22 protein-coding genes are annotated in these 24,456 nt (G+C 39.8%); 9 read left to right on the top strand and 13 right to left on the bottom strand.

Going from position 1 to position 24,456, the window contains the following annotated elements; genetic code table 11:
• Window positions 1-458: 458 nt before the first annotated feature.
• Entirely contained in the window at window positions 459-1,349 is an 891-nt protein-coding gene (locus DPG01_RS11965; RefSeq protein WP_110975245.1) for a 3-hydroxyacyl-CoA dehydrogenase, read from the bottom strand.
• A gap of 201 nt (window positions 1,350-1,550) precedes the next feature.
• Between DPG01_RS11965 and DPG01_RS11960 the strand changes: the two genes are divergently transcribed.
• The gene (locus DPG01_RS11960) at window positions 1,551-2,639 is read left to right on the top strand and encodes an AraC family transcriptional regulator (RefSeq protein ID WP_110975244.1); all 1,089 of its coding nucleotides are present in this window, start codon (window positions 1,551-1,553) and stop codon (window positions 2,637-2,639) included.
• Between the two features lie 49 nt (window positions 2,640-2,688).
• Here DPG01_RS11960 and purD read toward each other — a convergent pair whose 3' ends face one another.
• The 8 genes from purD to DPG01_RS11920 all read right to left on the bottom strand — a co-directional run bounded on the left by purD (window position 2,689) and on the right by DPG01_RS11920 (window position 10,679).
• Window positions 2,689-3,972: a phosphoribosylamine--glycine ligase gene (gene purD, locus DPG01_RS11955; RefSeq protein ID WP_110975243.1), complete on the bottom strand. Its 1,284-nt coding sequence runs from the start codon at window positions 3,970-3,972 to the stop codon at window positions 2,689-2,691.
• A 149-nt stretch (window positions 3,973-4,121) separates the two neighbouring features.
• Window positions 4,122-5,696, bottom strand: a complete 1,575-nt coding sequence (purH, locus tag DPG01_RS11950; protein WP_110975242.1) for a bifunctional phosphoribosylaminoimidazolecarboxamide formyltransferase/IMP cyclohydrolase — start codon at window positions 5,694-5,696, stop codon at window positions 4,122-4,124.
• 92 nt (window positions 5,697-5,788) lie between these two features.
• Complete coding sequence (gene fis / locus DPG01_RS11945) at window positions 5,789-6,058, bottom strand: DNA-binding transcriptional regulator Fis (RefSeq protein WP_001086304.1); 270 nt, start codon at window positions 6,056-6,058, stop codon at window positions 5,789-5,791.
• A gap of 381 nt (window positions 6,059-6,439) precedes the next feature.
• Window positions 6,440-7,339 carry a DUF3426 domain-containing protein gene (locus DPG01_RS11940; RefSeq protein ID WP_110975241.1) on the bottom strand — a complete coding sequence of 300 codons (900 nt, stop codon included), beginning with the start codon at window positions 7,337-7,339 and terminating at the stop codon, window positions 6,440-6,442.
• Window positions 7,340-7,357: 18 nt separating this feature from the next.
• Window positions 7,358-8,260, bottom strand: coding sequence for a 50S ribosomal protein L11 methyltransferase (gene prmA / locus DPG01_RS11935; protein WP_086207749.1), 903 nt, complete (start codon window positions 8,258-8,260; stop codon window positions 7,358-7,360).
• A 109-nt stretch (window positions 8,261-8,369) separates the two neighbouring features.
• A complete protein-coding gene (locus DPG01_RS11930) occupies window positions 8,370-9,257 on the bottom strand; it encodes a bile acid:sodium symporter family protein (RefSeq protein WP_086207748.1) in 888 nt (295 codons plus the stop codon).
• 45 nt (window positions 9,258-9,302) lie between these two features.
• Window positions 9,303-10,190: a bile acid:sodium symporter family protein gene (locus DPG01_RS11925; RefSeq protein ID WP_110975240.1), complete on the bottom strand. Its 888-nt coding sequence runs from the start codon at window positions 10,188-10,190 to the stop codon at window positions 9,303-9,305.
• Window positions 10,191-10,328: 138 nt separating this feature from the next.
• Window positions 10,329-10,679, bottom strand: a complete 351-nt coding sequence (locus DPG01_RS11920) for a hypothetical protein (RefSeq protein ID WP_086207746.1) — start codon at window positions 10,677-10,679, stop codon at window positions 10,329-10,331.
• A 254-nt stretch (window positions 10,680-10,933) separates the two neighbouring features.
• Between DPG01_RS11920 and mnmG the strand changes: the two genes are divergently transcribed.
• The 4 genes from mnmG to mhpT all read left to right on the top strand — a co-directional run bounded on the left by mnmG (window position 10,934) and on the right by mhpT (window position 15,337).
• Window positions 10,934-12,814 carry a tRNA uridine-5-carboxymethylaminomethyl(34) synthesis enzyme MnmG gene (gene mnmG / locus DPG01_RS11915; protein ID WP_110975239.1) on the top strand — a complete coding sequence of 627 codons (1,881 nt, stop codon included), beginning with the start codon at window positions 10,934-10,936 and terminating at the stop codon, window positions 12,812-12,814.
• Window positions 12,815-13,023: 209 nt separating this feature from the next.
• Window positions 13,024-13,611: a tetratricopeptide repeat protein gene (locus tag DPG01_RS11910; RefSeq protein WP_228157002.1), complete on the top strand. Its 588-nt coding sequence runs from the start codon at window positions 13,024-13,026 to the stop codon at window positions 13,609-13,611.
• Window positions 13,612-13,623: 12 nt separating this feature from the next.
• Window positions 13,624-13,854: a hypothetical protein gene (locus DPG01_RS18925; RefSeq protein ID WP_228157001.1), complete on the top strand. Its 231-nt coding sequence runs from the start codon at window positions 13,624-13,626 to the stop codon at window positions 13,852-13,854.
• A gap of 280 nt (window positions 13,855-14,134) precedes the next feature.
• A complete protein-coding gene (gene mhpT / locus DPG01_RS11905) occupies window positions 14,135-15,337 on the top strand; it encodes a 3-(3-hydroxy-phenyl)propionate transporter MhpT (protein WP_110975238.1) in 1,203 nt (400 codons plus the stop codon).
• A 387-nt stretch (window positions 15,338-15,724) separates the two neighbouring features.
• Here the strand turns inward: mhpT and DPG01_RS11900 are convergent, their stop codons facing one another.
• Window positions 15,725-16,726, bottom strand: a complete 1,002-nt coding sequence (locus DPG01_RS11900) for a helix-turn-helix transcriptional regulator (RefSeq protein WP_086207743.1) — start codon at window positions 16,724-16,726, stop codon at window positions 15,725-15,727.
• A gap of 239 nt (window positions 16,727-16,965) precedes the next feature.
• Here DPG01_RS11900 and DPG01_RS11895 point away from each other — a divergent pair, with 239 nt between their 5' ends.
• Genes DPG01_RS11895 through DPG01_RS11880 form a run of 4 tightly spaced genes read left to right on the top strand, consistent with a single transcriptional unit; the run spans window position 16,966 to window position 20,677 of the window.
• A complete protein-coding gene (locus DPG01_RS11895) occupies window positions 16,966-18,516 on the top strand; it encodes a circularly permuted type 2 ATP-grasp protein (RefSeq protein ID WP_086207742.1) in 1,551 nt (516 codons plus the stop codon).
• A 24-nt stretch (window positions 18,517-18,540) separates the two neighbouring features.
• Window positions 18,541-19,143 carry an alpha-E domain-containing protein gene (locus DPG01_RS11890; protein WP_086207741.1) on the top strand — a complete coding sequence of 201 codons (603 nt, stop codon included), beginning with the start codon at window positions 18,541-18,543 and terminating at the stop codon, window positions 19,141-19,143.
• A complete protein-coding gene (locus DPG01_RS11885; protein ID WP_110975237.1) occupies window positions 19,140-19,919 on the top strand; it encodes a transglutaminase family protein in 780 nt (259 codons plus the stop codon). The genes DPG01_RS11890 and DPG01_RS11885 overlap by 4 nt, the downstream gene beginning before the upstream one ends.
• 23 nt (window positions 19,920-19,942) lie before the next feature.
• The gene (locus DPG01_RS11880) at window positions 19,943-20,677 is read left to right on the top strand and encodes a proteasome-type protease (protein ID WP_086207739.1); all 735 of its coding nucleotides are present in this window, start codon (window positions 19,943-19,945) and stop codon (window positions 20,675-20,677) included.
• Between the two features lie 498 nt (window positions 20,678-21,175).
• Here DPG01_RS11880 and alr read toward each other — a convergent pair whose 3' ends face one another.
• From alr to rplI, 3 genes are all read right to left on the bottom strand, one after another.
• Window positions 21,176-22,249, bottom strand: coding sequence for an alanine racemase (gene alr, locus DPG01_RS11870; RefSeq protein ID WP_110975236.1), 1,074 nt, complete (start codon window positions 22,247-22,249; stop codon window positions 21,176-21,178).
• A gap of 47 nt (window positions 22,250-22,296) precedes the next feature.
• Complete coding sequence (gene dnaB, locus DPG01_RS11865; protein ID WP_110975235.1) at window positions 22,297-23,742, bottom strand: replicative DNA helicase; 1,446 nt, start codon at window positions 23,740-23,742, stop codon at window positions 22,297-22,299.
• Between the two features lie 264 nt (window positions 23,743-24,006).
• Complete coding sequence (gene rplI / locus DPG01_RS11860) at window positions 24,007-24,453, bottom strand: 50S ribosomal protein L9 (protein ID WP_086207736.1); 447 nt, start codon at window positions 24,451-24,453, stop codon at window positions 24,007-24,009.
• Window positions 24,454-24,456 lie beyond the last annotated feature (3 nt).

The raw sequence follows: 24,456 nt of genomic DNA, 5'->3' as shown, positions 1-24,456 counted from the left end.
TGCACATCATATCAACAAAGTAATATTCGATATAGAGCATAAAAATTTAATGCTTATCTGATTTTAATATTAGCAATAGCGCGGTACTTTATATTTTTATAGTGAAAACAATATATTATTTTTAATTAAACTATTAAAAAATAATGGTTTGTTTAAATTTTGTTCTTTATAAGATTTTATCTAAACTAAATACAAAAAATAGATATAAGCTGAATAAAGTCTCGGACGAAAATACGGATATTTCTGCGATTGAAAGGCTGAATCAGATGAAATTATAAAGATGTAAGCAGTTCAATGCTTATGATTAGGTTTGTTTGAGTATTTGAGTCAATGCAAAAACTGAGCCTATCGCTGTTTATTCTTAGATAGTAGTGAAGACAGGAGAATCGAGCATATTCGTTGGTATTGCCTACGACTATCCTAGAATAGCCATAGGCGGTTAAGGCTAAAAACTCAAATTACTGTAAAAAGGTTTTAGATTCATAATTTGGATTCGGATAACTATAAAAACCCTGTCCTGTTGGCATACCGAGGTGACCAGGCTCAATAAATTCTGTTTGCAGTCGATTCATGAGACGTGCCATCAGTGGGTTGGTATCGGCATGCAATTTTGCAACGTTATATACTGTGTTAATGCCAATAATGTCTAAGATTGCAAACGGACCTTTGGGTGAACCAAATGACTTCATCCATGCTTTATCTACGGTTTGTGGATCAGACACTTCATTGATCCAAAGGTCTAGTGCTGAAATTAAAAACGGAACCAGCATTGAGTTGAGGAGATGGCCAGATTGTTCTTTGTAAATTGGCAGTGGTAACATTCCAATCGCTTTGGAAAATTCAACTAACTGGTTGAAGACGCTAAGATCTGTAGATGCATGTCCCATAATTTCAGCCATATTATTCACCCAAATCATATTAGCAAAATGCAAGGCTAAAAACTTTGCTGGGCGTCCAGTCACTTCAGCAAATTCGCTTGGCAATAACGTCGACGTGTTGGTTGCAAAAATAGTTTTTTCAGGTGCAACTTGGCTTAATTTTTCATAAAAATCCCGTTTAATAGCTGGATCCTCTGGTACAGCTTCAATCACAAGGTCTGCATCTTTGACTGCTTCGGCAAGGTTCGAATGATAACTAAGATTGTTAAATGTATTGTCGAGTTGATCTTGGGTTGCATTGAGATCACGTTTATAGCATTCACATAATTCAAAAAATTTGGCTTTGGCTTTGCCAAGCACTTCATCATTGATGTCATAAACGCTGACTTTAAAGCCGTGAAATGCGGTTTGAAATGCAATTTGATAGCCGAGTACACCACTACCTGCAACAGTGACATTTTTAAAATTCATTCTATTTTCCTTTTTTGTCTTTAACGATGAATGTAGTTTTCATATCCATGAGCTACATTTTTAGGACATCATTTTATTTGCTTGATATACAGTATCAATGAAGCAATAAAATGTTCATTGGAGCTATTCTGCCGAGACATTTATATGTTAACTTGACAGAATGAGTCTATTTTTTGACTTGTTGAGACAGGAATTGTTGGAATGAATCAGGAAGATTCGCTCGCGGTTTTACGCCATAAAAATATCCATGATGACATGGTGCATAGTTCCGGTTTACGGGGATACTTGGATCTTATGCAACAATTGGGAATAGACCCAATGCCGTTATTGGAAAAATATGGTATTCAACTTGGGCAATTACAAGATGATAATGCGTGGATATCACACGCTGCAATGATTCAACTTTTAGAGGATAGTGCACAGCAGCCCCATTGTCCTGATTTCGGCTTACGTATTTCCCAGTATCAAGACATTGGTATTTTAGGTGTGCTCGGGCTAATTTTACAGAGTGCTTCTACACTGCGAGAAGTGATTAAGTACAGTTCAGATTTATTGTTTCTTCATGGTTCGGCATTGCGGCTATATATTAATGAAGCCATTGCCGCCGATTTATTTGAGCCACATGCGGATATTGTTGCAATCGTTTTTGATATACAGCTAAATGATTCGACTCCTATTTTGAGTAAACGCCAGTCTATGGATCTTGGGCTTGCCGTATGTCATCGTGTTATGCGCTATTTAAGTGGTGAACAATATCAGCCACTGAAGGTGACATTACCACATAGTCCAATCGCGCCTTTAAGTACGTATAAGCGTTTTTTTCATACAGATGTGCTTGAAAACCAACAACATGCAGCCTTATTTTTACATAAAGATATGTTGAATATTACTTTGGCTAGTATTGATCATGGTCTACGTGAAATTGTGGATAGTTATCTTGAGCGGAGCTTTCGCAGTCATCAGGGTTCATTGAGTGATCGCGTACAACATGCGATACGTATTCATTTGTCTGGACCTAAAGCCAATAAAACGGATATTGCATGTATGCTTGCGATGCACCCGCGAAGCTTACAACGTAAATTAGATGAAGAGGGCACAAGTTTCGAACAGATCCGAGATAAACTTAGACAGCAATTATTACTGCAATATTTAGCCGACTCAAAAGCATCAATGAGCCAAATTGCTTCAGTATTGGGTTTTTCTGAACAATCTGCTTTAAGTCGTGCTTGTAAAAATTGGTTTGGTGTGGCACCGCGCCAGTTGAAAAAGCTGAGAAATCAAGATCAATAAAAAACCCGCATTATTATGCGGGTTTTTAACTTAACTGACTCAGTTGAAATTAAGCATTTTCACGAGCAATCGCGCGGTAACCAATATCTTTACGATATTGAACACCCTCAAAAGTTACTTTTTGGCAAAGTTCTAAAGCTTTGGCTTGTGCTTCACCGATTGTATTCCCTAGCGCAGTTACGCAGAGTACACGACCACCAGCAGTCACGATCTCGCCATTTTCATTGGCCTTCGTGCCAGCATGGAACACTTTAGCATCGGTCATTTGTATATCTAAACCTGAAATCACATCATCATTGCTTGATGTTTCAGGGTAGCCTTTAGATGCCAGTACGATACCGACCGTTTTACGGTCATCCCACTGTGCTTCTTCTGGAAGCTTTCCTGCAATACCTGCTTCTACTAATTCAACCAAAGATGATTGTAAACGCATCATAATCGGTTGAGTTTCAGGGTCACCAAAACGGCAGTTGAATTCGATCACACGTGGTTGACCCGCATCATCAATCATCAAGCCTGCGTATAAAAAGCCTGTATAGACATGACCATCGGCTTTCATACCATCAACTGTCGGACGCATCACTTCCTTCATGACTTTGTCAAAGACATCGGCAGTCACCACAGGAGCAGGAGAGTAAGCTCCCATACCGCCTGTGTTTGGACCTTGGTCACCTTCAAAAATGCGTTTATGATCTTGCGACGTTGCCATTGGTAAAATGTTGTCGCCATCAATCATACAAATGAAAGAGGCTTCTTCACCTGCAAGGAATTGCTCGATTACGACACGTGAACCTGCATCACCAAATTTGTTGCCTGCCAACATGTCATCAATTGCATCAAAAGCTTCTTGATTGGTCATGGCTACAATCACGCCTTTACCCGCAGCAAGACCATCTGCCTTGATTACGATAGGCGCACCATTTTTTTCAACAAAAGCTTTCGCTGCATCGACTTCAGTAAATACATCATAGAATGCTGTAGGAATGTTGTGGCGCTTTAAGAAGTGCTTAGCAAAAGCTTTCGAGCCTTCTAATTGAGCAGCAAATTGAGTGGGTCCCCAAATTTTAAGCTCTGCCGCGCGGCAGGCATCCACTACACCATTTACAAGCGGTGCTTCTGGGCCAACAATAATCAAATCTACCGCATTATTTTTTGCAAAGTCGATAATTGCAGGGTTGTCTAAAATGTTAAGCGCAACATTTTCACATTTATTTTCTGTCGCTGTACCTGCATTACCAGGAGCTACAAATACTTTTGCAACTTTCTCATCTTGTGCGATTTTCCATGCCAATGCATGTTCACGACCGCCATTACCCAAAACTAAAATGTTCATCTAAAAATCCCTCAAAGAAAAGAATCCCTCCCGACCTCCCTTTAAAAAAGGGAAGGGATCACGCATGAAAACTAAGGTTTCTTACGTGAAAAGTCCCCCTTTTTACAAAGGGGGATTTAGGGGGATTAATAAATATGACTTCTAATCAATTAATGACGGAAGTGACGCATACCAGTAAAGACCATCGCAATGCCTGCTTCATCCGCAGCAGCAATGGTTTCTTCGTCACGCATAGAACCGCCCGGTTGGATAATACATTTAATGCCTGCTTTCGCTGCATTATCAATACCATCACGGAACGGGAAGAATGCATCCGATGCCATAACCGCACCTTCAACCACTAAACCGGCATGTTCCGCTTTAATCGCAGCAATACGCGCTGAGTTAACACGGCTCATTTGACCTGCGCCTACACCAATGGTTTGACGACCTTTAGCATAAACAATGGCATTTGATTTCACGTATTTCGCAACTTTCCAAGCGAAGATCAAATCATCAATTTCATCTTCAGTTGGTGCGCGTTTGGTCACAACTTTTAGGTCATCTTTGGTGATCATACCTAAGTCTTGGTCTTGAACCAATAAGCCGCCATTGACGCGTTTATAGTCAAGTTGAGCTTGGCGTGCGTCAATTGCTGGTAATTCACCACAAACGAGTACACGAACATTTTTCTTTGCACCAGTGACTTCAAGCACGCCTTCAGCGATGCTCGGTGCAATGATAACTTCAACAAACTGACGATCTACAATGGCTTGTGCAGTTGCAACGTCTAATTCACGGTTGAATGCAATGATGCCGCCAAAAGCTGATTCAGGGTCAGTTGCATAAGCCAAGTCGTATGCTGCTTGAATACCATCTAAAGACACCGCAACGCCACAAGGGTTTGCGTGTTTAACAATAACACAAGCAGGTTTTGCAAATGATTTCACACATTCAAGTGCGGCATCTGTATCTGCAATGTTGTTATAAGAAAGTTCTTTACCTTGCAGTTGTTTCGCTGTTGAAACAGAAGCTTCAGTTGCTGTGCTTTCTACATAGAATGCTGCTGACTGATGCGGGTTTTCACCATAACGCAAGTCTTGAGCTTTATTTAACTGTGTATTAAAAGTACGAGCAAACTTGTCTGCTTGACCTTCTTCCTTGCCTACACGAGCGCCTAGGTAAGAAGCAATCATGCCGTCATATTGTGCTGTATGCTCAAATGCCTTAACGGCTAAATCAAAACGAGTTTCATAAGACAAAGCACCATTTGCTTTTAGCTCAGCAACAACAGTGTCGTAGTCTGTAGCATTAACTACAATCCCCACAGATGCATGGTTTTTTGCCGCAGCGCGAACCATAGTTGGGCCACCAATGTCGATATTTTCAATCGCATCTGCAAGTGAGCAATTTGGTTTAGCTACAGTTGCAGCAAATGGATAAAGGTTCACAACCACAAGATCAATCGCATCAATGTTGTGTTCAGCCATCACAGCTTCGTCTAGACCGCGACGAGCTAAGATACCACCATGAATTTTCGGGTGTAGCGTTTTTACACGACCATCCATCATTTCTGGGAAACCCGTATGCTCTGAAACTTCGACTACAGCGATATTGTTGTCTTTTAACAACTTATATGTACCGCCAGTAGATAAAATTTCTACCCCAAGAGCTACAAGGTTTTGAGCGAACTCAACAATGCCAGTTTTATCGGAAACAGAGATTAAAGCGCGTTTAATGGTCATGATCTTCGTCACAGTTATCAAGAATTAAAACAAAAAAAGCCAAAAATAGCAGGTAAAAAAAATGCCCGCGGAAGCCGCAAGCATTTTATCATTTATTCACTCATTAAACCGTGAGCTTTCAACTTTTTACGCAAAGTGCCACGGTTAAGACCTAGAATCTCCGCAGCACGTGTTTGGTTACCGCGGGTATATTCTAAAACTACAGATAGAAGAGGTTTCTCCATTTCTGCTAGCACCATGTCGTAGACCTGAGATGGTTGCTCGCCTTGCAATTGTGCAAAATAGTGGCGAACTGCGCGATCTACGTGAATACGAAGAGCGACATCAGACTGTGCAGTAAAAATAGGAGATTTGCTATTCATGCGAATTAATCCGAAAAATCTAAATATCACTTGGGTAAAGTGACATATATAAAGTGGTCTAAAATTAAAATGAACTTCGTTTTAGATCCTAAAACGAGTAGTTCTAAAACTGTACATTTAGCATGCCACAATATCGCTAAGTTGGTCGAAATATAAGCGTAACAATAGTTAAATATTTGTTACTGACCTTTTTTAAACAAAAAAAATCTGCTCGATACGCGATATTTGGATAACGCGTATTTTAGCTGATGTTCTATTTGTATTAAAAGACTGAGGAGATTGCAGCACTAAGCTTTCGTGGCGCGTATCATACCATTGTCTAAGAAAAAGTGAGCAAGAAAACTGCATTTTTTTTCACTTTTTTTACATTTTTTTTAAATTTTAGGGCTGGACTATTTCTAAACTGTAATGATTGAAGCTTTTACGGCTTACTGGCAGGGTAAATTTGAATTTGAATGGACTATTTTTAGGAATCCGCTTAATTCCAACTAGACTGTCGATCAAATAGTCATTGGAATGCAATTGATAAGTTGAATCTATTTCACCATCTTCTTTTAAGATCACTTTGATGATCGGCAAAGGTAAGCTCGTTTCATGGTAGTTGATGAGCTCCCCTGAAAACTGGGTTTCCTGTGAGCCTGTACTTTTAACTTTTAACTTATTAATACTGATGAGACTGTAGCGTTCCTGAAGGCTACTACAATTCAGTACAAGACAAACTTTGTTATATGTTGCACCCAATGCTGGGCTGTTATTAATGATATGTGGGTTAAACCATAAATATTGAAAGCACAATAGTGCCAATAAACCAAAATTGATCATTCCCCAAAGCACATAATACATGGGACGTTTTGGCGGTTTAGCTGGACTATGCTCAGCTAAGTTCATCGCAGGATAGTTACCAATTGGATCGGTACTAAAGTAATTTAAATTATTTAAATAGGTTTTGAGATCAATGTTGGAATGTTCAATTTTCAAATTGAAAATATCGAGCAAGTTCGCTGTGGTCATCGAAAGAGCAGCAGATTGTGATAGATCAAAATGGATACTGTCGATATGAGTGGATGAAAGCGCTGGATTTGAAGGCTCTAAATAGTTATTCAAATTCGACGCTTTTTCCTCATTCTCATTAACCGCATGACCCATCGTCAAATGTGAAAGGGCATTAAAGGTCATTGAGCACTTTGGGCAACAAACCATACCTTGTGCAACGGTCAGTTGTGCAACACTTACTTTATAGATAGTTAAGCATTTTGGGCAAGATGTTTGTTTGTCGCTCATAGTGTTTTAGTGGTTCATTTAAAGGGTGTGGCGTTTACCCGAAATTCGGCACCAGTTTTCATCGCGTTTTTCGACCTCTAATATATCAAAAAATTCAGAATAAACACTAGAAACATCAGAAACTTGCTCTTCAATTACACCTGCAAGTGCGAACTCTCCCTCAGATTTAATTAAAGTTGCGAACTGTGGCGCTAACATCATGAGAGGCCCTGCTAAAATGTTGGCAACAAAAACATCTGCTTTTTGGTCAGCTAGCTCTAAATTGAACTCATCTGGTAAGCCGACATATAGGTTTTCAGAAACACCATTCAATAGTGCATTTTGTTCCGTAGCTAAAACAGCTTGCGGATCAATATCGGTTGCGTAGACTTTCTTTGCACCTAACAATAAAGCGGCAACACCCAAAATACCTGAACCACAGCCGTAGTCGATCACGATTTTGTCTTTAACATCGGTTTTACCTAGCCATTGAAGGCAAAGGAATGTAGAGGCATGGTTACCTGTACCAAACGCTAAACCTGGATCGAGTTTAATGTTGACTGCATCAGGCTCTGGTGCGTCCATCCATTCAGGAACGATCCAGTACTTGTCAGCAATTTGAATTGGTTCGTAGGCATCCATCCATGTGCGTTCCCATTCTTGATCTTCAAGAAATTCGCTACGCATCGGTGCATCAGGCATTTGAGTACGAATAAAAGTTTCTAATGCGTTTACATCAATTTCTTCGTCGTCTTCTTGCGCATATATACCCGTTACAATAACTTTATTCCAAAGTGGTGTTTCACCAGGAAGTGGTTCAAGTAAGTCTTGGTTTTCTGCATCATCTAATGTGACACTGACTGCACCCAACGATTCTAAAAGGGTTTCAGTAAAATCGACTTGCGCTTGATCAACCGTAATATGAATTTGTAACCACTTCACAGGAATAACCTAATATTTATGTATAAATAAATATTGTAGCGGAACGGTGCGCAGTTCGACAGCATTCCTCAAAATAAAAAAGGATGCCGAAGCATCCTTATGCACAACATTAATTTGGGGCTTGTTCTATACTGGGTTGAACGGAAGGAGCATAACGGTTGAGCAATGTTCCAAAGATAGCAGCAAAGATATACATAAATATAGAATAAACAGCTGCGGGCATTGCAATGGTCGTACTCGCCATTACCGTCAGTGCAATCGTCATGGCAAGAGTACTGTTATGAATACCAATTTCAAAGGCACAAGCACGTGCTTGAGTACTACTGATACCAAAAAGACGAGGAACAAAATAACCGATAACTAAACTACAGATGCAGAACAGAACAGTAGCTAGGCCTACATCACCAATATATTGCATGATATTGCTTCGCTCTTTAGCCACCGCGCCAATAATGATGATGATTAAAAATACTACAGCAAATATTCGAACGGGTTTATTTAGTTTATCGGCGAGTTCAGGTCTGAAATACCGAACCAGCATCCCTAAGCACACGGGGATAATAATGATAAGAAAGACTTGTATGACTTTAGAGAACTGTAAGCCCACATGTTGACCATCATTCATAAAATGTTGAATTGCAAAGTTGACAATTAAAGGTAAGGTGAATGCAGCAATAATTGAGTTAACTGCGGTGAGGGTGATATTGAGAGCAATGTCTCCTTTATATAAATAGCTAAATAAGTTTGCTGTTGGTCCACCTGGAGAAGCTGCGAGTAGCATGAGTCCAACTGCGAGTAATGGTGGTAATGTCAAAACTTTACAAATGACAAACGCGATACTGGTCAAAATGACGAGCTGACAGAACAATGCCAAAAGAACAGCCTTAGGATGTTTGCTAACTCGCTTAAAGTCATTTGGGGTTAACTCTAAACCTAAACCTGCCATAACAATAGCAAGTGCAATAGGTAAAAAAATGGTAATAATACTAGAATCCATTCGCTTATTTTCTCCTTAAAATCATTATTAATAACGGCTGTGAAATTAGTCTATTAAGTTTTGCCTTTTGAAAAATAAACGGTCTTTTTTTTGTGATACCAATAAGCCAAAGAGGGTGGCAAAAACAAACATGAAAATAGAATAAATTCCCGCAGGAATTGCCATGGCTGTATTACCCAATACTGATAGTGCAACAGTAATCGCAAGCGCTGTATTATGAATGGTGATCTCAAATGAGCAGGTTAATGCTTGTTTTTCTGTAATATTGGCAATGTGAGGTATAAAAAAACCAATGAACATGCTACTGAAACAAAATAACGCAATTGCTGGTCCAACTTCAAAAATATATTGAATCAGATTGTGTCGTTCTAGATATAAAGCAATGAAAAAAATAAAAAATAAGCAGCTAAGCGATAATATTCGCATAGGGTGGTGCAGTCGTATGGCAAATTTTGGAAGAAAATAACGTAAACACATCCCAGTACTGACTGGAACTAAAGTCAGGAAAAAGACTTTTGCGATTTTTGTTGCAGGTATATCAATGGGTTGAGCTGTTTGCAAAAAATATATCATGGAGAGATTAAGAATAAACGGCAAGGTAAATGTTGCGATGACTGAGTTTGCCGCAGTTAAGGTGATATTGAGTGCAATATCTCCTTTAAATAAATAGGTCATGATAGTTGATGTTGGCCCACCGGGTGACGCTGCAACAAGCATTAAGCCAATAGAAAAAATAGGAGATAAATTTAAAAAATTACAAATGAGGAATGCAATGCCCACCAGTAGCACTAACTGTGAAAATAAGGCAATAAAAATCACTTTGGGGTATTGTGCGAGGCGATAAAAATCAACGGGTCGTAGGTGTAAACCCAATCCCATCATCATCAATGCCAAGGTCAAAGGCAAAAAAACATTAAATAATTCCGAATCCATGGAATCCCTTTTTTATTGGTTTTTATTTTTCATCTTTGCTTGAGTGTATACCGAATCCAATAATTTACAAGACGCAAAAAAAGGGTAAAAAAGACGATTTTTTACCCTAGTGAAACAACTTGATTTTAGTGGCTTAATCTACATTTTAGGTTTTGGTGCGCTAAATCCGAGTGCACATTTACCTTTAATCTCTTTACCTTCAATATTAATAGACATTGCTTTAGGATCACCGTGGCAGATGCTGGTTAATTCAGCCTCATCACCATGAATGTTGGCGTTTTTTGAGCTCGGGAAAAATTGAGGTTCACAAGTACCATTCCAAATAATGCCACGGTAAGCAAAACTGACGGCTGTTCCTTGAGATTTACCTTTACATACTTGTTGATAGCGTTGGCTATCATAAACTTTTTCGACCTTGTCATTGGCAGATACAAAAGGTGAAAATAATAAACCGCAGAGAATGGATGAAAAAAGAATCTTCTTATTCATAATGTTTACCTTTGGTTGTTGTATGATCAATTTATAGAATAAAAAATGATCAAATTAATACAAGGCTTTTCAGGTAACAAAACGATTCATTTGTTGATTTTTTGCTATTGTACTGCAAGTCAACTTACATAAAATTAGCTTTGAACGGTCTAATACGTTGATGGCATATACAATAAATTCTACGGAAGCAGTCAACTTACAATTGAAAATTTGCTATAATCTTTCGTTATCATTTTTTTAATCTCCTTACCACTATGCATTATCCTAAAGTTTACGATGTCATTGTTATCGGCGGCGGTCACGCAGGTACAGAAGCAGCATTGGCTGCGGCACGTATGGGGCGACAGACTTTACTCTTAACTCACAATATTGAGACTTTAGGGCAGATGAGCTGTAATCCAGCGATTGGTGGTATTGGTAAATCGCATTTAGTACGTGAGATTGATGCCTTGGGCGGTGCAATGGCATTGGCTGCCGACAAAGGGGGGATTCAGTTCCGCATCCTAAACTCACGTAAAGGTGCAGCCGTTCGTGCAACGCGTGCACAGGCAGACCGTATTCGCTATAAAGCTGCAATTCGTGACACCTTAGAAAACCAAGCTAATCTCGATATTTTCCAACAAGCGGCAGATGACCTGATTGTTGATGGTGATACCGTAAAAGGTGTTGTGACCCAAATGGGGATTCGCTTTGATGCGAAAACAGTGGTACTCACAGCAGGAACCTTCTTGGGGGGGGTAATCCACGTAGGGCTTGAAAAATCAAGCGGTGGCCGTGCAGGCGATCCACCTTCAATTTCATTGGCTCACCGTTTACGTGAATTGAATTTGCCTGTGGGACGTTTAAAGACAGGTACGCCACCACGTATTGATGCGCGTTCAGTTGATTTTTCTGTGATGATTCCGCAGCCAGGTGATTTCCCATCACCGACCATGTCTTTCATGGGTGATGCATCTATGCACCCTGAACAAGTGAATTGTTATATCACACACACCAATGAAAAAACCCATGACATCATCCGTGGCGGTTTAGATCGTTCACCGATGTATACTGGTGTTATTGAAGGCGTGGGTCCACGTTACTGTCCATCTATTGAAGACAAAATTCACCGCTTTGCTGATAAAGACTCGCACCAAGTATTCTTAGAGCCTGAAGGCCTAGATACACATGAGCTTTATCCAAATGGTATTTCAACTTCATTGCCATTTGATGTGCAGTTTGAGTTGGTTCGTTCAATTCGCGGGATGGAAAATGCGCACATTTTACGTCCGGGCTATGCCATCGAGTACGATTACTTCAACCCACAAGCGTTAAAGTTTACTTTAGAAACCAAAGCCATCAATAACTTGTACTTTGCGGGTCAGATTAATGGTACGACAGGTTATGAAGAAGCGGGTGCGCAAGGCTTGCTTGCAGGCTTAAATGCTGCGCGTCGTGCGTGGGATCAAGAGCAGTGGACACCAAAACGTGATGAAGCCTATATGGGTGTGTTGGTGGATGACTTGATTACGCTAGGTACGAAAGAACCATACCGTATGTTTACTTCACGTGCCGAATATCGTTTGATGCTACGTGAAGACAATGCGGATCAACGTTTAACGCCAGTGGGTCGTGAAATGGGCTTGGTAGATGACGAGCGTTGGGTTGCTTACTGTGAAAAAATGGAAGCAGTTGAATTGGAAACAGGCCGTTTACAACACCTTTGGGCGGCACCAAACAACCCGATGGGCAAAAAGTTTGTCGAAATGACAGGTGCAGATTTATCGAAAGAATGCTCAGCGATTGATTTGTTAAAACGCCCGAATATTTCGTTTGCTCAAATTGCAGAACTCACAGGTTCAGAAGTGTCTGCACAAGTGGGTGATCAAATTGAAATCGCGGTGAAATACGCAGGTTATATTAACCGTCAGCATGAAGACGTTGCACAAATGAAGCGTTTGGAAGAAACTAAAATTCCTGCCGATTTTAATTATGATGTCGTTTCAGGCTTATCCCGTGAAATTACTTTAAAATTGAAAGATGTACGTCCTGAAACATTAGCTCAAGCAAATCGTATTCCAGGGGTAACACCTGCAGCAGTGCAATTGATCATGATTACGATCCGTAAAAATGCACAAGCGAAAAAATCTGCTTAATCTTTGAAAGTTATTGAAAAAGTCCGCTTTATGCGGGCTTTTTTTTGGGTAAAAACTGCGCAGGGGAAATATACAATAAAAAATAAGGTGAATTATGTCATTACAGTATAAAAGCGGAGAAGAGATTCGCGCGGGTGATGTGGTTATCTGGCTCAATCAAAGTGGTGAGTTTTATCAATTTGATTGAGCCATTATGAAAGTTTGGGAGCTTGCTAAAACCAAAATCTGTCGATTTGGGGAATCTAGTCGCGATCAATAATTTAGCAGATAAGTATGAGTATGGTTTAGATGTACCGCTGGATTTAGATATGGCAATTGAACTATATCAACAAGTAGCAGGTCAGGTCATAGTGGCAGATTTAAGTTTAGGCCGTATGTATTTAGAGGGACGAGGGGTTGAGCGCGATTTAGCATCTGCCCGAAAACATTTAAATGTGGTACTGGATGCCCGGATTAGTGGGACAGATGAGATGCGGGTAGAAGCAATGCAATTAATCGCGCCCTTTACAGAAGACAACCCATTGCAGCAGGCACAATATTTTCTTAAAAACGCAAGGGATTACTCAATTGATCAGATTAATGATCAGATCCGAAAAATTGATTCCTTTTTACATTTAGATGAAGCCAAACAATTATTCTTCAAACTGTTTTTACTAAATGCCCAAAAAGGTGAAGCTTCCACACAGTATCAAGTGGGTTATTGGTATTTAAATGGTTTCTATACCGAAAAAGATTTAGAGGAAGCGGCGTATTGGATTCAGAAAGCGGCGGATCAGAAAGACCTGTATGCAGAATGAAAGATTGGATATATGTATGAAAAAGGGCTCTATTTTAATGCAGATTTAGACATTGCAGAAAAATGGTATAAGCGCTCATTACGAAAACCTTGTACAGCGTATACGCCCGAATATATCGGAGAGCAGCTGAATCCTGAGCATTTAAAAATGTATGACAGCATCAATAATGAAGCACTCAAGGGATTGGTACGTATTGAAGAAAAGCGACCGAAACGTAGCAGGTGGCAATTTTGGAAGAAATAAAAAGTAAATTTTTTGCGACGATTGCTATTTGCTATGGTTGTATCGTTAATAGCTTTTATAAATCTAAATATATGTATTTAATAAACTATTTGTATGTGAAATATCTTTAAACTATAGGTTTATTATGATTTAGGTCTAAATAATGAAGCTATTTAGACATTGTAGAGAGTGAATCCCGACCATTGTCGTGGTGTTTATTGATTATGTTTGAGCTGACAATTTAGTCACGTGCTTATGCGTGTTTTGCCATAAGGATGTTTACTATGGATGGAGATCAATCATGGCGTTAACACAACGTGAAAAATTACAAAAATTTCTGGTGGTTTTTTTATGCTTTTGGGTCGCTTTTTTTGAAGGTTTTGACCTGCAAGCCCCAGGAATTGCGGCAAAGGGAATTGCGCAAAGCTTTGCTTTAGATCAAGTGCAAATGGGTTATGTGTTTAGCCTTGGTGTGTTTGGTATGTTGTTTGGAGCTTTTTTTGGTGGACGCATTGCAGACTACTTGGGACAAAAGAAAGTTTTGATGTTGTCTATTGGTATTTTTGGGGTATTTTTTGCAATTACAGCCATCGCACCGAATCTTGAAGTTCTATATCTTGCTCGTTTCCTGACTGGACTCGGTTTAGGGGCAGCTATGCCAACCATGATTTCGGTGGTTGGAGATGAAGCTACGGAAGCCAACCGCGGTAAGCTCAATAGCTTGATGTACTGTGGTTTGCCTGTAGGAGCAATTTTTGTTGCAGGCTTAGCGATTTATTTTAAAGACATTCAGTGGCAAACTTTGTTCTTAGTCGGTGGATTGACTCCACTACTTTTGTTGCCGTTTATGGCGATGATTTTGAAAGATAAGCCTAGAACTGTACAGATCGAAACTGAATTTAATCAAGCTGTTCCAAAAATGGCAGATGTTCTGTTTAAAGCACAGCAATATCAACGAACAGTGCCTTTATGGTTAGGTTTCTTTTTTACCCTTATGATCAACTATATTTTAATTAGTTGGTTACCGAATTTATTGATGGAACAAGGTTTAACGAAGCAACAAGCCTTCAGTATTATGCTGATTTTTCAAGTCGGGGCTGTAGTCGGTACTTTGGGTTTGGGCTATTTGTTAGATCGTTTGAAACTTTGGCAAATGGCCAGCATTATTTATGTCGGGCTTGCTGTAGCACTTGTTTTGTTGTTCACAACCACATCAATTCCGCTATTGGTTTTTGCTGGTGTAATGGGTGGAATATTTTCAACGGGTGGACAGTCGATTTTATATGGTATTTCACCTATCTTTTACTCTGGTGCGGGCAAGGTTACAGGGGTGGGAAGTGCTATTTCTCTAGGCCGCCTGGGTGCAATGACTGGACCATTGTTAACGGGAAAAATTTTAGCACTTGGCCTTGGAGCTACAGGAATTTTAGTCGCAAGCCTACCAGCAGTAATGATTTCAGCGGCAGCTGTGACAGTCTTGTCTCGTTATAAAACGAAAGCATAAGTAACTTTTTGGTGTAAATGGGTATTTAAGAAGCAGACGAGATTGTCTGCTTTTTGTTTTGACAGATAAACTAAGCTTAAGAGTTGTTTAATAGAAAAATAGATAAAAATTGCCAATTATGTTATTTCACAAAATCGTCGCTGTATCTTAAATTGATTTTACGTTCTTAATATGAGGTCAATAACATGACGATGAAATGTATCCGTTTTAACAGTGGAGAACTTGCATGCCAATGCCAGTTTGTATGAATCACCAAAAACAGCGCACTCGTCTTGGTTTAGGGGAGGTATCAAATCAAGATGAGCAATGAAAATGACAACCACAAGCAATTCAAATATCTAATGCCAAAAAAACTGTAAAGCCCCTGAGATTGGGGCTTTTTTTATTTTAATCTGTAACTGTTTGATTCACAGCATCACGCACTTCTTTGGGTTCAATATGGCTAATTTTATTGCCAAAGCTACGTAACCACCACACCAGTTGCGAGGTGAAAGGTACTGTAGCATGAACCAAAATATGTCCATTTCCAAGCGGTTCTAATACTTGATTGGTGCTGAGTTTGGTTTCTTCCAAATACAACGCATCAATTTCAGTCATGGTCAGAGTGAGTGCAACATTCTCTGTGGGTTTAGAGAAGTCAACACGGAAACCCAAAGCACCTGATTCGATATATTCATCAATATCGAAATTAACAGGATGTAAAGCACGAGAGTTCAAAACTGTGGCTGACTTGAAACGGTGCAGCGCGAAAGTTTGGATATCCGTTTTATCGTGACGGGTACAAATCAGATAAATAATTGCACCTTTTTGGACCAATGCCAGTGGGTTTAATGTATAAGTTTTTGCTTCAATAGCTTGATTTAAGCCTTGATATACACACTCAAGTTGTTTGTCTTGTAGTAGTCCTTCATAGATGGCTTGTTGTGCTGATTTTTCAACAATCGGAGGAATCAAAGGTTGAGTTGCAGGCACGATGCGTACACGGTTAATCCATTGACGCACATTGTTTTGTGTGGATAGACTTCGGCGAGCCAAGTCAAACCAAGGATTCATTTCTTCAATTAAACTTGGTGGCAGCAGATGTTTTAAGTGTTCCTCAACCATCATAAAAGTGACCGCCTGCGAACTGGTCATGTGCGGTAAACTCTGAATAGGTGCATCGGAGCGCCAGCGCCAACCTTGAGGAACCGTACCATTATTTTCAATAGGAAAACGTTGCGAAATTTGATTTAAATCACGTTGAATGGTACGTAAAGTAATGTCGATGCCTTCGCGTTGCAAAATCTCTTGCAACTCGCGTGTCCCCATCCATTTTCCAGTAGAAAGGCGGGATAAAATTTGCCACTGACGGTAGAGGCTATTGGACGTTTCTTTTTCTTGTGCAGACATAATGGAATAAAATATAGAAGTCGAAATTACTTACTTGAATGAGAACACAATAAAAAAACTCACTCGTTTAAGCAAGCTTTGCTTTAATTTTTTCAGTTATATTTTTTGACACAACTTAATGCGAAATAGAATTGAAGTGTTTGGCTTTTTATCAATTAATGAAAGAAAGCAATCACCATACCTATGGCATAGTTATTGCTTCATAAGTATTACATACCGATAATAATTGAGAGGTTTGTATGTTTAAAGAAGATAAAGATACAAATGTGAATACGATGTTGGAAGGCTACAACCTAGACCAACCTGTATTGAACCCGATCGACTCTCAAGATCGCTTATCGAGCCAATCTGTTGGATTATTCCATCAAATGACGTCAAATTTCTTTAACGAAATGACGGACGATAACGCGATGTCAGGCGATGCCTGTGTACGGATTGAGCAATGGTTGTCACAGTACAACTTAAAAGAACTTGAAGGATTAAACCAAGTCGCAAAGCAACATTTTTTATATGAAGGTATTACTTTTACTGTTTATGGAGAATCTGAGGGCATTGAACGCACTATTCCTTACGATTTGATTCCGCGAGTAATTGCGAAACAGCAATGGAATAAAATTTCATCGGGTTCCGCACAGCGTGTAAGGGCTTTAAATTTATTTTTACACGATATTTATCATCAACAAGAGATTCTCAAAGCTAAGATTATTCCAGAACTTCAAGTGCTAACACATGAAGCGTATCAGCCACATATGTATGAACATAGCTTAAAAGGTAAAATTTACAGTCAAATCAGTGGTATAGATATTATACGTGATGGTCAGGGTGAGTTTTATGTACTTGAAGATAATTTAAGAACACCGTCAGGCGTCTCTTATATGCTAGAGAGTCGCAAAATTAGTGAAAAATTAATGCCTGATTTAATGCAAAAAAGCAATATTTTAGGCATAGAACAATATCCACAATTACTCAAAGAAATTTTGGCTGAAAATGCCTATGTCGATCAGCCCTTTATTGTGGTGTTAACACCGGGACGTTTTAACAGTGCTTATTATGAACATGCCTTTTTAGCTCGTGAAATGGATGTGCCTTTAGTGACATCACGTGATCTTTTTGTTGAGCATGATAAAGTCTATGTGAAAACGATTCGTGGACGTCAGCGTGTTGATGTCATTTACCGCCGTTTGGATGATGCTTATCTTGATCCTTTATGTTTTATGCCAGACAGTACTTTAGGTGTAGCTGGATTAATGTCGGCTTATCTCAGCCATAACGTGGTGATTGCAAATGCGCCTGGCACAGGAGTCGCAGATGATAAGGCGATTTATCCTTATGTCGATAAAATGATCCAATTCTATTTAGGTGAAAAACCTATTTTAAAAAATGTTCCAACATATCAATGCCGTAACAAGCAAGATCTGGCTTATGTACTGGATAACCTTGAGCAATTAGTGGTTAAAGAGGCACAAGGCTCAGGTGGCTATGGTATGCTGATTGGACCGCAAGCATGCAAAAGCCAAATTGAGCAGTTCAGAGACAAGCTCATGGCTACGCCACATTTATATATTGCTCAGCCTACATTAGAGCTTTCCGTTAGCCCAACGATGACTGAATTGGGTGTTTCAGAGCGCCATATTGATCTAAGACCTTTTGTACTTAGTTCCCCATATCGTACCGAAATCGTCCCTGGTGGACTAACCCGTGTTGCGATGAAAGAAGGTTCACTGGTGGTCAACTCATCCCAAGGAGGAGGAATTAAAGATACTTGGGTTGTAGAAAATTTACATTCATAAATAACTAAATATGAGGGTATAAGAATGATTTTATTAAGCACCAATGCAGAAAATATTTTTTGGTTAGGACGCTATTTAACTCGTACTCAATATTTGTGTTCACAGTTTCCGTTTACACAAGATCAACCTGCAATGGACTATGCACATGCGTTTTGCCTACCTGCTTTTGATGCTTGTTCGTTGAATGAACTGATTTTAGACCAAAGCAATCCTGCATCATTTAATCAACAATTTCAAAATGCTAAATCCAATGTGCAAGACCTGCGTGGTATTTTATCGGCAAAAGCCTATGCGGAACTAAATCAATTTATAAAAAATGCTACAGAAAATGCAGCTTATATTTGTGATGTTGTTGGTGAATGTCAGGATGTGCTCGAAGCAGAAGCAAGTGATGTATTCTTATTTTTTAGTTTAGGACAAATGATTGAACAGCTTGATAGGCAAATTCGTCTGAAGCAAGAGAAGCACCGTACATTGGTTGAGATTGATAATATTGTTGATGTGTTAAAAGGAATGGGGTGGATTGCTCTCGCTCAAGCGTGGACACAACTTAAAGCACAGCCAGATGCAATGAGTTTTTATCATTTTAGTGATTATATCCAACAATTGTTTGAGGTAGATGTATGAGACTTATGATCAACCATCAGACGCATTATCAATACAGTGAAGCTGCATGCAATAGCATCCAATATATTAAAATGACACCATCGGATAATTCACATCAGGAAGTTTGCCACTGGCATGTGAGTGTGCCAGGAGTACGTGAAGAGAAACGAGATGCCTTTCAAAATATTTGGATCACGAGTTCACAGCGTGAAGCTTATCAACAATTGACTATTATGGCGCAAGGTATTGTTGAGATTAACACGCAGGCTGAACATGGTATTCAAGATCATCTTAACCCAAATTTATTTTTACAGCCTACGCCGAATACTCAATGTAATGCTGAAATGAAGGCTTTTGCACATCAGTATGTGCCGACAGTTAATCGTGAAAATTTAATGCAACTATCCAATGCAATTTTGGGGCATATTCCTTATGTAGCTGCAGAAACGTCGGTACATACATCTGCAATTGATGCATTTAATGGTCAGCAAGGCGTATGTCAGGACCATAGTCATGTTTTTATTGCGATGTGTAAGCATTTAGGCTTGCCAGTACGTTATATTTCGGGTTATTTACATGTACCTGAAACTTCGCACCTCGCCAGTCACGCATGGGCAGAGGTGTATATTGATGATGTATGGTATTGTTTTGACACCAGTAATCAATTATTTAGACCGCAGTCGCATATTTATGTAGCTATTGGACGTGATTACTGGGATGTTGCACCCGTTCGCGGTGTACGTGAAAAAGGTGGAGTGGAATCTATGCATTCCATTGTACAAGTTTTAAGTTGTTAAGGTTTAGCTGAAAAGGATGTTCTATGACCTATTGTTGTGCTCTTCGTCTTCAAGATGGTTTGGTTTTTATTAGTGATACACGTACCAATGCGGGCGTAGACCATATATCAGTGTTTAGAAAGCTGTATACCTTTGGGATTGAGGGTGAACGATTTATTGCCATTCAGACCTCTGGAAACTTAGCCACAACCCAAGCTGTGATAGGACATCTAAAAAATCATTTGGAGTTAAGCCAAGAACCCAATTTATATAGTGTCAACACTATGTTTGAGGCTGCAGAGCTGGTTGGGCATACCTTAAAAAAGGTCTTGGCAGATGTGACCTCAGACACGCAGGAACAAAGTAATTATTACTGTAGTTTATTGGTCGGCGGGCAAATTAAAGGTGCAGAAATGCAACTTTATAATATTTACCCACAAGGTAACTTTATTTGTGCAACGAAAGATACCCCTTATTTTCAAATTGGTGAAAGTAAGTATGGCAAACCAATTTTAGACCGCGCGCTACGTTATGACATGCCTTTAGATGAGGCCGTACGATGTAGTCTCATTTCGTTTGATTCGACCTTACGCTCTAACGTCTCTGTTGGATTACCCTTAGATGCATTGGTATATAAAAAAGATAGTCTGCATGTTCCTGTAGGTAAAAGGATTTACGAAGAGGATCCGTACTTTTCAAGTATCAGTAAGCAATGGTCAGACACTTTAAGAAAAGGGTTGCAAGAACTGGCAAAACCTACAGATGACTATTTAGAATAATAGTCCTCGGTATTAAAAATAGAAACTTGTAGAAGTTTATGCGGCAAATTTTCTATGCAAGTATTTCAACTTCAAGTCATGTACAACTGTTTTAAGATGTTTGAGATATTTTAAAGCAAGCGCGCAATTTTAATGCGTTGTTGGATGTTTTGGTTGTTCTTTACGATGTAGATCAGCATTATTTTTTAATACTTAGTAGGTGATGACGTTGTTTTATGATGATTAATGTCAAAATTATTAAAAGCACCCCAGACATAAAGATATCAAGGTCTTTGAGGTAAAACCCATACAGGCAAGACATTTTCAGGCTTGAGGCATGAAGTATGCCTAACACCTGAAGCGTGTACATCACAAAATGTATGAGATGAGTTTTACTAAATTTGACCCACAGACCATGCACCAACGGTAAATTGTTTAGTTGTTGCAAGATCTTGATGATGCTCAGGCTGATGATGGTTCGCACTGAAAAAAGCCCAAGTTAAAACTTGGGCTTTTTTGTTAGATTTGCTTGCGGGTAGGGCGGTTACTTAAACGGCAAAGCAACTCATAACCAATGGTTCCATTGGCTTCAGCGACTTCATCGACTAAACGGGTATTGCCCCAAAGTTCAACTTTTGCGCCTAATTGAGCATTGAGTCCAGTCACGTCAATGGCAATCATGTCCATTGCCACACGTCCAACCACTGGGACAGTTTGTCCTTTAATGGCAACATAGTTTTGCTTTGGAAATGCACGTGGGTAGCCATCACCATAACCAATAGACACAATAGCCAGCTCAGTTTTGTTGTTTGCGACAAAATGTGAACCATAACCAACTGCTTCACCTGCTTGAATGGTATTCAACGCAATGATTTCTGCTGTGAAAGTCATAACAGGTTTTAAGTCCAAGTCATGTGCATTTTTATCGGCAAAAGGCGATGCGCCATAAAGCATGATGCCCGGACGGACAAAATCAAAATTAAGTTCTGGCCATTTAAAAATAGCAGCCGAATTACAACAAGATGCGAGGATCGGAGCACAGGCATTTTTAACCTGTAGGAATTGTTCTCGCTGTTGGTCATTCAGTGGGTGCTGCTCGCTATCAGCATTCGCAAAGTGCATAGCCAGTACACATGTAAAGCCTTCGGCTTTCAGTGTGTTGATTACATCTATAATTTCAGCAACTTTAAAACCTAAACGGTTCATACCGCTGTTGAGTTTGACCCACACTTTAAGCTTGTTTTCGATATATGCAGTTTTATGCGCGAGTAACCAATCGACTTGTTGTGAATGGTGAATTACGCATTCAAGCTTTTGTTCGATGACACTCGACATTTCATCGGCCGTGAAAACCCCTTCAATCAGGGTAATCGGTTGCTCAAAACCGAGTGCACGAATTTCCAGTGCTTCTTCTAAACAGGCGACACCAAAGGCGTCTGTTTCACTTAAGGCTGCTAAACAGTCTTTGACTCCGTGTCCATAAGCATTGGCTTTGACCATGCTGACGATTTTCGCGTTTGGGGCAAGTTGTTTGACACGGTTTAAATTATATTGCAGTGCTGTACTGTCAATATAAACTGTTGCTTGACGCACCCTCATTACTCCTACAGGGTCATGGAAAGGCGATGATGAAGCATTAACTATTCTTCATCATCGTACTGAGCATAAAACTCAGGGGATAGATTACTAAAGCGGGTATATTGGCCTTCAAAGGCAAGTCGCACGGTACCAATAGGTCCGTTACGCTGTTTACCAATAATGATTTCCGCTGTGCCTGCTTCTTTGGACTCTTTGTTATAGACTTCGTCACGGTAAATGAACATGATTAAGTCGGCATCCTGCTCGATCGCACCAGATTCACGTAAATCCGACATTACGGGGCGCTTGTTGGGACGGTTCTCAAGAGAACGGTTAAGCTGAGATAGTGCGATCACAGGGCACATCATTTCTTTGGCTAGAGCTTTTAAGCTTCGTGAAATTTCCGAAATCTCGCCTACGCGGTTATCACCCATGCCAGGCACTTTCATCAACTGTAAATAGTCGACCATGATACAGCCCAATTTACCATCGTGCTGTTTCGCAATACGGCGTGCACGCGCACGAACTTCTGTTGGGGGAAGTGCAGAGGAGTCATCAATATAGAGCTTTTTTTCTTGCAGTTGCAAAATAGTGCCCGTAACTTTAGACCATTCATCCCCATCAAGTTTGCCCGCACGCAAATGCCCTTGATGCACTTTCCCATAAGAAGAAATCAAACGCATAGCAATCGAATCTGCTGGCATTTCCATGGAATAAACCAGAGCAGGTAAGTCATTATTAAATAGCACACTTTCCACTAAATTCATTGCAAAGGTGGTTTTACCCATTGAGGGACGTGCTGCGACAATGATCAAGTCTCCTGCTTGCATACCTGATGTTTTATTGTCTAGTTCAACAAAACCTGTGGTTAAACCAGTGATGCTACCTTCCATCTGAGACAGTTCATTTAACTTATCAAAAACATCTGCTACAACGGTGTTGATAGCTTTCGGGCCTTGTGCCTTCGCATTGTTATTGTGTTGTTCAGCCAATGAGAAAATATTGGTTTCTGCCAAATCTAAAATTTCACTGACACTACGACCTTTGGTGTCATAGGCATTTTGTAGAATCTCAGAGCTGACTTTAATCATGCTGCGTAAAGTTGAAAACTCTTTAATCTTGGTGGCATAAGTTTCCATGTTATAGAAACTGGAAGGGGAGTCTGCCATCAGTTGCATTAGATATTCTTCACCGCCTACAGCATCGAGTAGGTTTTGTGTGGTGAGCCAATCATGCACTAAAACAGCGTCATAGGGGGAGCTGTCTTTAGAAAGTTGTGCAATTGCACGGAAAATATACTTGTGGCGTGTTGCATAGAAGTCATTTTCAGTAAGTACATCGCCGACTTGTTCAAAGGACTCAGCAACCGTCATTAGCGCGGCAAGAACAGCTTGCTCTAATGCTAAATTGTGCGGAGGCGTGCGGAATTCTTTCAGTTGCCCTGACTCATTCGGTTTATTGCCTTGTTTCGATGAGCTCTTTTGAGCAGTGGCAGTCGCCTGTGACATATAACGCCCTGATTTTTAATGCAGTAAATGTTGAAACAAAAGTCAATTTCACTGAAATTTTTTTTAAAACTTTCAGTTGATCAGCAATATGCACTTTACCAAAAAATGTGCGTGCTGTGTGTTGAATTGAAAAACTGTGTTATGGATAAAAACCATCATGTTAAAAATGGATTTTGGAAGCCTAAATAGGACTGTGTAAAAAATGGCTTTTTGATAGAGATAAAAAAAGAGCATGCCAAGGCATGCTCTTTTTTTTGCAAGAAATTACTCAGATACGATAGTAACGAGAACTTCAGCAACAACATCATGGTGCAATTGGATTGCGATGTTGAATTCGCCAGTGTGACGAAGTGCACCGTTCGGTAAACGAACTTCTGCACGGTCAACTGTAAGACCAGCATTTGTTAACGCGTCAGCGATGTCACGAGTACCGATAGAACCGAATAGTTTACCTTCGTCACCAGCTTTAGCAGTGATCACGATGTTAACTTCGTTCAATTGGTCAGCACGTGCTTGAGCAGCAGCTAAAATTTCAGCTTCTTGTTTCTCAAGTTCAGCACGACGAGCTTCAAAAGCAGCAGTGTTAGCTTCAGTAGCTGCAACTGCTTGACCTTGAGGGATAAGGTAGTTACGGCCGTAACCAGCTTTAACTGAAACTTTATCGCCTAATTTACCAAGGTTTTTAATGCGTTGTAATAAGATAATATCCACAGC

The sequence above is a fragment of the Acinetobacter sp. WCHAc060042 genome (assembly GCF_003231195.1).
Classification (GTDB): domain Bacteria; phylum Pseudomonadota; class Gammaproteobacteria; order Pseudomonadales; family Moraxellaceae; genus Acinetobacter.
Note: the sequence above shows the minus strand (reverse complement) of the source record. Positions and strands in the feature narration are given on the sequence as shown.